At 67.1% G+C, this 10382-nt stretch carries 15 protein-coding genes; 4 read left to right on the forward strand and 11 right to left on the reverse strand.

Annotation, left to right across the window (positions count from 1 at the left end):
* Positions 1–35: 35 nt before the first annotated feature.
* Both rplT and rpmI read right to left on the reverse strand, forming a co-directional pair.
* Positions 36–392, reverse strand: a complete 357-nt coding sequence (rplT, locus tag VEA80_RS12065) for a 50S ribosomal protein L20 (RefSeq protein ID WP_325060998.1) — start codon at positions 390–392, stop codon at positions 36–38.
* Positions 393–416: 24 nt separating this feature from the next.
* A complete protein-coding gene (gene rpmI, locus VEA80_RS12070) occupies positions 417–620 on the reverse strand; it encodes a 50S ribosomal protein L35 (protein WP_325060999.1) in 204 nt (67 codons plus the stop codon).
* Between the two features lie 186 nt (positions 621–806).
* Between rpmI and VEA80_RS12075 the strand changes: the two genes are divergently transcribed.
* Both VEA80_RS12075 and VEA80_RS12080 read left to right on the forward strand, forming a co-directional pair.
* On the forward strand, positions 807–1025 hold the full coding sequence (locus VEA80_RS12075) for a hypothetical protein (protein WP_325061000.1): 219 nt from the start codon (positions 807–809) through the stop codon (positions 1023–1025).
* Between the two features lie 60 nt (positions 1026–1085).
* On the forward strand, positions 1086–1502 hold the full coding sequence (locus VEA80_RS12080) for a hypothetical protein (protein ID WP_325061001.1): 417 nt from the start codon (positions 1086–1088) through the stop codon (positions 1500–1502).
* On the opposite strand, the gene VEA80_RS12085 is transcribed toward VEA80_RS12080, so the two are convergent.
* The 4 genes from VEA80_RS12085 to VEA80_RS12100 form a co-directional block, all read right to left on the reverse strand.
* Entirely contained in the window at positions 1499–1930 is a 432-nt protein-coding gene (locus tag VEA80_RS12085) for a hypothetical protein (RefSeq protein ID WP_325061002.1), read from the reverse strand. The two genes, VEA80_RS12080 and VEA80_RS12085, sit on opposite strands and share 4 nt — an antisense overlap.
* 65 nt (positions 1931–1995) lie before the next feature.
* A complete protein-coding gene (gene infC / locus VEA80_RS12090) occupies positions 1996–2541 on the reverse strand; it encodes a translation initiation factor IF-3 (protein ID WP_349257254.1) in 546 nt (181 codons plus the stop codon).
* Between the two features lie 97 nt (positions 2542–2638).
* Positions 2639–3655, reverse strand: a complete 1017-nt coding sequence (locus VEA80_RS12095; RefSeq protein ID WP_325061004.1) for a glycosyltransferase family 9 protein — start codon at positions 3653–3655, stop codon at positions 2639–2641.
* A gap of 24 nt (positions 3656–3679) precedes the next feature.
* Positions 3680–4879: a glycosyltransferase family 4 protein gene (locus VEA80_RS12100; protein ID WP_325061005.1), complete on the reverse strand. Its 1200-nt coding sequence runs from the start codon at positions 4877–4879 to the stop codon at positions 3680–3682.
* Between the two features lie 262 nt (positions 4880–5141).
* Between VEA80_RS12100 and VEA80_RS12105 the strand changes: the two genes are divergently transcribed.
* Positions 5142–5837 carry a hypothetical protein gene (locus VEA80_RS12105; RefSeq protein WP_325061006.1) on the forward strand — a complete coding sequence of 232 codons (696 nt, stop codon included), beginning with the start codon at positions 5142–5144 and terminating at the stop codon, positions 5835–5837.
* Between the two features lie 89 nt (positions 5838–5926).
* A complete protein-coding gene (locus tag VEA80_RS12110; RefSeq protein WP_325061007.1) occupies positions 5927–6313 on the forward strand; it encodes a hypothetical protein in 387 nt (128 codons plus the stop codon).
* Positions 6314–6376: 63 nt separating this feature from the next.
* Here the strand turns inward: VEA80_RS12110 and VEA80_RS12115 are convergent, their stop codons facing one another.
* The 5 genes from VEA80_RS12115 to queG form a co-directional block, all read right to left on the reverse strand.
* Positions 6377–6898, reverse strand: coding sequence for a rhodanese-like domain-containing protein (locus VEA80_RS12115; RefSeq protein ID WP_325061008.1), 522 nt, complete (start codon positions 6896–6898; stop codon positions 6377–6379).
* A 67-nt stretch (positions 6899–6965) separates the two neighbouring features.
* Entirely contained in the window at positions 6966–7238 is a 273-nt protein-coding gene (locus VEA80_RS12120) for a hypothetical protein (RefSeq protein ID WP_325061009.1), read from the reverse strand.
* Positions 7239–7325: 87 nt separating this feature from the next.
* Positions 7326–8354, reverse strand: coding sequence for a hypothetical protein (locus tag VEA80_RS12125; RefSeq protein WP_325061010.1), 1029 nt, complete (start codon positions 8352–8354; stop codon positions 7326–7328).
* A 78-nt stretch (positions 8355–8432) separates the two neighbouring features.
* Complete coding sequence (gene mtgA / locus VEA80_RS12130; RefSeq protein ID WP_325061011.1) at positions 8433–9458, reverse strand: monofunctional biosynthetic peptidoglycan transglycosylase; 1026 nt, start codon at positions 9456–9458, stop codon at positions 8433–8435.
* Positions 9448–10382: tRNA epoxyqueuosine(34) reductase QueG (gene queG / locus VEA80_RS12135; protein WP_325061012.1), on the reverse strand; the 935-nt coding region annotated here is incomplete at its 5' end. The genes queG and mtgA, both read right to left, overlap by 11 nt.

Here is a 10382-nt window from a genome sequence, read left to right on the forward strand (position 1 = left end):
GCTCGGGACCTCCCCCGCATGCGGGGGAGGAGGAGTCACTTCAGTGCGGCTTGGGCTTGCGCAACAAGACCCTTGAAAGCCGCGGGCTCGTTCATGGCGATGTCGGCCATGACCTTGCGGTCCAGCTCGATGCCCGCCTTGGCGAGCCCGCTGATAAATCGGGAATAGGTGAGGCCCTCTTCCCGCACCGCGGCGTTGATGCGCTGGATCCAGAGCGCGCGGAAAACGCGCTTCTTGGCTTTGCGGTCGCGATAGGCGTAGAGGCCGGCCTTCTCCACCGCCGCGTTGGCGGTGCGGAAGGTGTTCTTGCGGCGGCCATAATAGCCCTTCGCCTTCTTCAGAACTTTCTTGTGGCGAGCGTGGGCGGTGACGCCCCCTTTGACGCGTGCCATGTCAGTACTCCGTCAGTTTGAGGGTTAGTCGAGCCCGTAGGGGATCCACAGCTTCACGCGGTCGGCGTCCGGCTTGGCCAGCGCGTCGGTGCCGCGGTTCTGACGAATGTACTTCGCGTTGTGGCTGATCAGGCGGTGGCGCTTGCCGGCGACGCCGGCCTTCACCTTGCCCGAAGCCGTGAGCTTGAAGCGCTTTTTCACGCCGCTCTTGGTCTTCAGTTTCGGCATTTCATCCTCCAGTCGGATCGAGGCGCGCTGGGCGCGCGAAAGGGCCGCCACGGCATGCCGTTTAGCCGGGCCGCCCCATGAAGGCGGGGCGTCTAGCACGGGGCCGGGGCCGGAACAAGCGGCCAGAGGGGGGCGCCTTACCGTCTGGCAATCCATCTGCAGCTGACGAGGGAACTCACAGGCAAGTTGCGCTTTGGCAACGTGGGGGCGCAGTACGGTGGCGACGCTGTGGCGCACGATCCGGAAAAAGACCATCCGTCCTCGCGGACCGCGGAGGAATTGGCGCGGGCTGCGGCTCGCGCCGAAAGCGCCGAACGCAGGCTTTGGCGGCTGCAATGGGCGCAGGCTTTCAAGCGGCTGTCCGAGCTGGGCGGCCGCAAGGGCGAGGACCGCGACACCCGCTGAGCCCGCTGGCGGGGCGGGCGCTGGTCCCCTAGAGTTCTGAAGCTCTGGGAGGATGGGTCCGTGCGACAGCCCCGATCGCTCGACGAAGCCAAGGCCATGGTGCGCGCGGAGAAGGCGAAGCTTTCCACCGCCCTTAAAGCCATCGCCGGAGCGCCGGCCGTGACGGCCGTGCTGGCGGCGCTGCTGATCGCGTTCGGGGTCAATCTGCTCTATTCGCCGACCCAGCTGCCGCTGCTCGGCGATTGGACCTTCGCCAGCATCGGCCTACCGAACTTGGATCTCGGCCTCGCCGGCGAACAGGCGGCGCAGATCCGCGACGCGGCGGCGGCGCAGGACGTCAGCGGACGCGCGCTGAGTTGGGCCGATCAGAACCCGGACAAGGTCCCGCTGATCAACGCGATTGGCGCGGGCGGTGCGCTGGCGCTGCTGTTCGTGAACTTGGGGCTGACGGCGCGGCGGTATGGGCGCGCGGCTTAGCCGCGGCGAAAGCCGAAGCGGTACGGCGGCCGTTGGTGTTCGGACCAATCGGTCCATGGCCCGGGCGAAACAGCCATGAGCGCAAACGAACCGTGCGGCGTCTCGACCGCGGCTTCATCCAGCGTCAGCTCGCGCTCGCCGACGCCTTCGACCGTCACGCGCAGGCGCAGGCGGCCGGCCCAGACGCAGCGCGCGTTCTGCGGGCAGCGGCTGTCTTCGAGCACTTCAAGCGGGCGCACGCGGAGACCGCCACCGAGATCGGCGGTTTCGTTGAGGCGCGCGGCGACGACGCCGGCTTCAGATAAAGCGGCGTTGCGCTGGGCGAGGTCTTCGCGGATGTGCTGGGGCAGCTGCGCTTGCTCAGGCGCGCCGCCAGCCGGCGAAGCGCAGGCCGCCAAAGCGAGAGCCGCAAACAAAACAGCGCGCATCGAACACACTCCTTAGTCGCGGCAAGCTATCGGCCACAGCTGAACGGCGGCTGATGGCGCCGCGGTTACGCCCGCGGCGCCATCACCATCACGACCTGGCGGCCTTCGAAGCGCGGCTCGTGCTCGACCTTGGCGATGCCGTCGAGCTCGTTGCGCATCCGGTCGAGCAGCTCCATGCCGAGGTGCGTGTGCGCCATCTCGCGGCCGCGGAAGCGCAATGTGACCTTCACCTTGTCGCCTTCTTCGAAGAAGCGGTGAATGGCCTTCATCTTCACTTCGTAATCGTGGTCGTCGATGTTCGGACGGACCTTGATTTCCTTGAGCTCGACGCGCTTGGCCTTCTTGCGCGTCTCGGCCTTTTTCTTCTGCTCCTCGAACCGGAACTTGCCGTAGTCGAGAATCTTGCAGACGGGCGGCACGGATTGGGGCGCCACCTCGACCAGGTCGAGGCCCGCTTCGCGCGCTGCTTCGAGCGCGGCGGAGATCGGCATTTCGCCCTGCTTTTCCCCTTCTGCATCGATGAGGAGCACGCGCGGAACGCCGCGGATCTCCTCGTTCACCCGCGGGCCATCCTTCGAGGGCGGCGGCGCGGCGTACGGACGTCTAGCTATCGGGCATTCTCCTGTTGCTGTTGATAAGACACGCGCAGTCCGCGCCCCTGGGGACGCGGACTCAGCGGACGGAATATTGCCTTTACGGGCGGTTTCATCAAGCCGTCGCGGCTTGGCGCAGGACGCCGCAATTGCGGAGTTGGCGCTCCACCTGCTCCACCGGCAGGTCGGAGATGACCGAGGCGGTCAGCGTGACGACGCCGCCGCGGCCGCGCGGCGCGCTGAGTTCGGGATGGCTGAGCGCGGACAGGAAGACGAGACAGGGCACGCCAGTGGCTGCGGCCATGTGCATCAGGTCCACATCGTCGCCCACCGCAAAGGCGGCGCGCTCGAGCAGGCCGACGGTCTGGAAGAGATCGGGGCGGGTGACGAGGTTTTTGGCCCGCGGCTCGAGCTTCGCGACCGCGGCGCCGGCCGGGCGCTCGTCGGCGCCGCCGAGTACGACAGGCGTCACGCCCTGCGAGGCGGCGCGGCGTGCGAGGTCGGCGTACTTCGCATCGTCCCACCGACGTGCGGGATCGGCGTTGGAGCCGCGCGGCAGCAGCACGATGTAGGGCCCGCGAATGCCGAAATAGTCGGGGCTGAGGCGGGGGGGATCGCGCAGCACGTGCCGCACCCAAGTCAGGTCCGACATCACCGGCTCGGGCGGCAATCCAGCCGCCGCCAGCTGCGCGGCATAGCGGTCGAGCGGATGCATCTGCGTGCGCGCGGCATCAAGGAAGGTGTGGCTGGCGCCCGGCGTCGGGCCGGACCATTTCGGCGGCCACGGTCTAAGACCTTGGAAATAGTTGTTCGTGCGGCTCGACCCTTCGAGGTCGTAGATCATGTCGTATTTGGCGGCGCGGATACGGGCGATCAGTTTGGTGATCGCTTGCGGCTCAGTCGGCTTGCCGTCGGCTTCGACCGTGTCGAAATACGGCGCCTTCTCGGCGAGCTCCTTGGTCGCTTCCGTCGTCAGCAGCGTGATGCGCGCGCCGACGTGGTGTTCGCGGATGCGCTTGGCCGCGGCCAAAGCCATTACGAACGCGCCCAGGCCGCCGAGCTGGATCACCAGCACGCGCTTGGCGGAATTCGTTTCGCTATCGGACGACGCAGCAGACTTGCGCCAGATCATTCCCCGACTCCTCGCCGCAGCTTTTTACAGCACCGGCTCGTGCTTCGTAACTGTCTTGCGCTGCTCGGCATCGCGCAAAAGCCGTTGGTAAACAGCTAATGTGGCGGTTTGGAGCGCTGTCTTAGAATACAGGTTCTGCACGCGCCGCTGGCCTTGGCGTCCCATTTCGGCGCGCGCGTCGCGGCCGAGGTCCATGGTCCGCTCGATCGCCCCGGCCAAGGCTTGCGCGGCGCCGGGCGGGACAAGGAACCCGGTTTCGCCCTCGACGATCGTTTCGGTGAAGCCGCCGAGATTGCTGGCGATGGCCGGCACGCCCATCGCCTGCGCTTCCACTGCGCCGCGGCCGAACGCTTCCGCTTCGATCACCGGGAACACGGCGATATCCGCCGCCGCGAACGCCGTCGGCATATGAGAGATGTGCCCCGCGATCAGGACAACTTCCTGTAAGCCGGCGGCCTCGATCGCCGCCTTCAATTCAGTCACGTACCCTTGCCGCCCCTGCGGGTCGCCGGCGAGCACCACCTTGAGCGCGCCGGGCCGGCGCGCTTCGATCATCCGCACCGCTTCGATCAGCACGAGCTGGCCTTTCCAGCGCGTCAGCCGCGCGGGCGCGATGACGACGCAGCGCGCGTCCTGCGGTGCGAGCCCCCAATCCCCGCGCGTGATCTCGATCTCGCTCGTCGGGACCTTGCTGCGGTCAAACTGAGCAAGATCGACGCCGCGCGGGATCACGGTGATGCGCTGCGGTTCGACATCGTAATTCTCGAGGATGTGCTCGCGCGTGTAGTGCGAGTTGGCGATGACGGCGTCGCCGCGCGTCATGATCGAATTGTAGAAGCGCTTCAGCGGCGAACGAAAATTGTAGATGCCGTGGAACGTTGTCACGAACGGCTTGCCGGTGAGCCGCGCCGCGAAGAACGCGCTCCAGGCTGGCGCGCGCGAGCGCGCATGGATGATGTCGACGCGCCGCTGCCGCGCCAGCGCGCCGAGCTTCCACGCATTGGCGATGGCGACGAACGGGTTCTTGGTTTGGAGCGGGAGCTTGATCAGCTCGCCGCCGGCCGTCTCGAGGTCCGGCTCGAGACGGCCGCCGGCGCTAGCGACCAAAGCGAGCCCCCCGGCGCGGCTGATCGCCTCCGCTATTTCAAGCGTAGTCCGCTCCACGCCGCCAGCGTTCAGCTCAGGCGTGACTTGCAGAACCCGCGGGATGTGACCTTCTTGCAATGCTTCGCCGTCGCCCGACTGCGCCCGTTTCGGCTAAACCGATGTTTAGACACGATTTTGCCGAGCTTGGCGCTGCTATTCGTTAAAGACGCGCTTTCGCCCGCCTTCTGCGGGCCAAGTTTCGCCTGTTAGTAGAGCCACCGCCGTGGGGCCAAGTCGAGGCGGCGCTGCAGCATCTGCCCCTGCCCTGAGCGAGGCGCTTGGCATCACCTTTCGCTTCGGGCATCGCTTTTTACGCCTTGGTCCGGGGAGTTACGCACGCATGATGACCGCATTCGCCAGCCTGTTGCTGCCGTTCGCTTTGATGCAGACGGCGACGCCCGACGCGGGCGGCGCGGCCGCGCGCACCGCTGAGCGCTTCAGCCAGTGCGTCGCGATGATCGATGACGACGCCGAGCGCGCCTACGAAGAGGCGATGGCCTGGGCCGCCGAGGTGCAGTCGGTCGGCGCATATCGGTGCGCCGCGATGGCTCTGGTTGCGCAGAACCGCTACGCGGAAGGCGCCCGGCGGTTGGACTCATTGGGGTCGGCGGTGAATCCGGCCGAGACGGCGACGCGGGCTGAACTGTTCAGCCAAGCCGGCAACGCGTGGCTGCTCGGGCGCGAACCGGCGCGGGCGCGCGCCTCCTTCACCCGCGCCATCAGCACCATCGAGAGCGACCCCACGCAGCTGCCGGACCTGCTGGTCGATCGCGCGCGGGCCTACGCTATGGAAGAAGACTGGCGCCACGCGGAAGAGGATCTCTCCCGCGCGCTCGACCTGCGTCCGAACGATGCGCTGGCGCTGCGGCTGCGCGCGTCGGCGCGGATGCATCAGAACTCGTTCGACCTCGCCGAGGCCGACGCGCAGCAGGCGTTCACGCTGGCGGCCACCGAAGACGATCGCGTCAGCGCTGCGCTGGTGCTCGGCCACGTGCGCGAGAGCAAGCGCACCGGCGCGCCGGTGGACGAGCAATAGCGTAGCCGAAATTTCGCCCGCCCCAGCGACGGAAGCGCTCACTTGGCCCGTTTGAGCCAGGGTGAGGGATGTCGCCTGGGAGGCGCCAAGTGAAGTTCAAAGCCATTGCCATGGGTGCGTTTTTGGCCGTCGCCGCGTGCGCGTCGGCGCCGCCAGCCGAAGCCTGGACGCAGATCGGCGTGCGTGAAGTGCGTGACCGCACCGATCGCGACACCATCGTCGTCGAGGGGCCGCGCCGGTTCGACCGCATCAAGCTCTGCGTCTATCGCAACCCGGTGCATTTCATCGATCTCGATGTCCGCTTCGCCAATGGCGGACATCAGGACGTCGGCGTGCGCCAGCGCATCAATCCGGGCCAATGCACGCGCGCCATCGACCTCGAAGGCGACGAGCGCAACATCACGACGGTGTCGATGCTCTATGAAGAAACGAGCTTCCGCCGCCGGACGGCGACGGTGCGGTTGTTCGCGGAATAGTGCTGGGTGATGGGTGTTAGGTGTTCGGTGACCTGCTCGGCGCCGCTCACACCCAACACCCCATCACCTAACATCTAATCCGCGCACCCACCCGACTTCGGGATCGTTGAAATCAACGACATCGCCGAGTTCGTAGACGTTGCGATAACCGTAGCCGTAGAGATTGATGAAGGTCTGGATGTTGAGCGCGAGCTCCACCCGCTTCAGCACCACGGGCGCTGCGTTGTTCGAGAAATTGTTGTTGCAGTAGATCAGGATCCGCACGCCGGGATCGCGGAGCGCGGCGCGCAAGGATTGATCGGTGAAATCCGTGAAGGGCAGATTGACCGCGCCTTCGATGTGACCTTGGGCGTAGGCGTCGGCCGAGCGCGCGTCGAGAACGATCGTGCCGGGCTCGCGCGCCATCCGCTGGAAGTCGGCGAGTGAGATCAGCCTCTCGGCGCGATAGGCCTCCACTTCGCCGGTGAGCCCGCGGAAGCTCCGATAATCGATCTGCGCTTCGGTTGTCGGGCGCAGCTTCTCTTGCGCCAGCGCGGGCGCCGTCAGCACTCCGCACGCAGCCGCAAGCGCAATGAACAGGCGCATCGCAAGAACCCTCCTCCTCCTGGCGAGGCGAAGGATGGCGCTTCGATCTGGCTTTTATTGCGGCGGCTCAGCTGCCGCTATTGATGGCCGCGATCAGGTACGGCACGCCGACCGCGTAGGCGCCGCCGATCAAAAGCCCCACCGGCATCCCCATCAGCGCGCCGACATAGCCGTTGCCGAGCCGCTCGCTCCAATCGAGGCCGCGCCCGCCAAGCCGGACCAGAAAGCCGAGACCGCCGCCGATCAGGCCGCCCATGCCGCCATAGTTCCAGCCGATCACGCAGAGCACGATCATGCCGATGAAAGCCGCGACGCTAAGCAGCAGCCTTAGATTATCCACGCCAGCCTCATCTCAAGTCCCGCCCCCCGGGGCGCGGGCTCTGTCATGACAGGCCCGCCCCGGTGACGGCAAGCGGGGGTCGCAGGCTTAGAGCGCCGGGCGGATGCCGCCGTTGGTTACCGGCGGAGGGACCGGCTCGTAGGCGGCGCCGTTGCGCTGCACGCGCGCAGCGGCTTCGCGCTGGGCGGCGGCGCTGATGAGGCCGAGCTCCTGCGGCGTCACCACGACCAGCTGACCCGACGAAGCCAGAGCTTCGGCGATGTTCTGGCGCGTCTGCATCTCGAGCAGCGTCAGGATCGCGGCGGTCGAGGCCGGATCGCGATCGGCGAAGACATCGGCCAGCTGATCGATCTGCTGCGGCCGGAGCGCCAGCACGCCTTGCGCCCGCATCGCTGCGCGCGCGGCGTCGATGACGGCGGGCGTCCCGCCCGGGCCGGCGGTGACGACGCTCGCGCCGGGCGAGGCGTTGACGGCGAATTCGTCCGGCTGCGTGTACGTGAAGTTCGCGGTGTGGAAGTTGACGCCGAGCGCCATGCCGGGTTCGCCCGCCTCGTCGCCTTCGGCTTCGGCTTGGCGCAAGTGCTCGATCGCGGCGCGTTCGACTTCATGCAAGGCGGCGCGCAGTTCTTCGTCCTTGCGCTTGCCGATTTCGGAGCGAAACGCGCTTTGGATGCGCGAATCCAGAGCGAGGCTGAATTCCTGGATTTCGTAGACGTGCTTCAGCAGCCGCCGGTTCAGGCTGAACTGCACGCGCGCATCGACGATGACGCGGTGGCTGTCGGCGGTGACCGCCTCGAAAGGCAGCGGCGCGCAATATTGCGGGCGCAGGTTGACCGACCCGGTCCTTGGATCAAGCAGCCGCACCATGCGCCGACCGCCCGTCGACGGATCGAGCGCGACGAACTCGATGTGCGGGGCCTCGGGCCCTTTGACGACGGCCTCTTCGACGTCCCACAGCACCACCTTGCCTTCGAGCGCGCGTTTGAAGCCGCGCTCATTGTGCGTCATGTAGGTGCGGTCATAGCGGGCTTCGTAATAGCGCGTGATGACGAAGGCGGCGGCGGCGATCAGCGCGACCAGCACGACCGCGACGGCGATAATCAGGATCATATTCATCGCACTCTCCCCCGAGGCGACATTCACCATATCGCACTCGCAACAGAGTTGCAGTGAAAAGTCCTGTCGAGGCGAAAACTAGTTACGCCGGTCACTTTCAAGGACGCAGCCGGCCAGCCCTTCGTTGCGCACCACACGCGCGCGGCCGACCAAAGCCGCGGAACGGCGGCGCACATACGGACCCGGATTGTCGGCGCTCCAGCGGTTCGGATTGGGCAGCACGGCGGCGAGGCGCGCGGCCTGCAGCGGCGTCAGGTCCTCGGCCGAGACGCCGAAGCGGGCGCGCGCCGCAGCCTCGATGCCGAAATTGCCGTCGCCCCACTCGGCGGCGTTCAGGTACGCCTCCATGATGCGCTCTTTCGGCCACATGAACTCGATCAGCGCCGTGAAGTAGGTTTCGAAGCCTTTGCGCACCCAAGAGCGCTCAGGCCAGAGAAACAGATTCTTCGCCGTCTGCTGGCTCACGGTCGAGCCGCCGCGCACATTCCCGCCGCGCGCGTTCGAGCGCATCGCACGCTGAATCGCTTCGACGTCGAAGCCGTCATGAGTGCAGAAATTGCCGTCCTCGGCCGCGATCACCGCGCGCACCATGTGCGGCGAGATGCGCTCGAGCGGCACCGGATAGTGCCGGATGGTCTCTCCTTCCGCCGCGCGCTGCAGCATCAGGATCGTCGCCGGCGGATCGAAGAAGAGATAGGCGCCCGCCCAGGACACCGGGATCAGCACGAAAGCGATGAAGATCACCGAGACGAGCGTGTTGAACAGCCCGAAGCGCTTGCGCCGCTTGATGCGGCTGAGGTCGAGATCGAGATTGGTGCGCGCATCGCGCGCGCGCTGGCGATCGCTGCGCCGCGGCGTGCGCGGCGGCAGCGGAATCTCGGCGTCGCCGAACAAAGGTTCCTCACGCGGCGGCGGTTCAGGCATCCGCTCGTAACGCGGCGGCGGCGGCGCCGGTTCAGGCGGCTGCGGCCTCGGATCGTACAGAGGTTCGTGATCGTCCGCTTCGGACGGCGGCTCGCTCGGCTCGGACTCTCCTCCCGCTGCGGGTTCACTTGGGCGCGGCGGCTCGCCTTCACGTTCGGGATTCTCTTCGTCAGGGCTCATGCCATTCCTCAGCCACGCTCGCCTCAGTCTCGCGCGGCGCCTGCTCGGATTTGAGGCGCTGGAAGGCCCCGGCGTCAAGCAGGCGCCGGCACGCCCAGACGGCCATGCCGCGCACCAGCGCTGAATTATCGCCGAGCCGCGCGATCGCCGCGGAGGCGAGATCGGCGTCGCCGGAATTGCCGATGGCGACGAGCACGTTGCGCACGAACCGGTCGCGGCCCGTACGCTTCACAGGCGTGCCAGCGAAGCGCGCGCGGAAGGCGGCGTCGTCGAGCGCGGCGAGTTCGGCGAGCGGCGCGAGACGCAGATCCGCGCGCATGCCGATACGGTTTTCGCGCGCTTGCGCCGCGAACTTGTTCCACGGGCACACCGCCAGGCAATCGTCACAGCCATAGATGCGGTTGCCGATCGCCGCGCGGAACACCTCCGGGATCGCTCCCTTGTGCTCGATCGTCAGGTACGAGATGCAGCGCCGCGCATCGAGCCTGAACGGCGCGGGGAAGGCGTCGGTCGGGCAGGCGGCCTGGCACGCCCTGCACGAGCCGCACCGTTCGATGTGCGGCGCGTCCGGCGCGAACGGCAGCGTGGTGTAGATCGCCCCGAGGAACAGCCACGAGCCATGCTCGCGGCTGACCAGGTTGGTGTGCTTGCCCTGCCAGCCCAGCCCGGCGCGCTCAGCCAGCGGCTTCTCCATCAGCGGCGCAGTGTCGATGAACACCTTCACCTCGCCGCCGAACTTGGCCTTGGCCCAGCCGGCGAAGGTCTTCAGCCGCCCCTTCACCACCGCGTGGTAGTCGTCGCCCCGCGCATAGACCGAGATGGCGCCGCGGTCCGGATGATCGAGGATTTCCAGCGGGTCTTGTTCGGGCCCGTAGTTCACACCGAGCACGATGGCCGAGCGTGCCTCGGGCCATAGCTCGGTGG

It is taken from the genome of Vitreimonas sp. (genome assembly GCF_035627415.1).
In the GTDB taxonomy this organism is placed as follows: domain Bacteria; phylum Pseudomonadota; class Alphaproteobacteria; order Caulobacterales; family Aquidulcibacteraceae; genus Vitreimonas.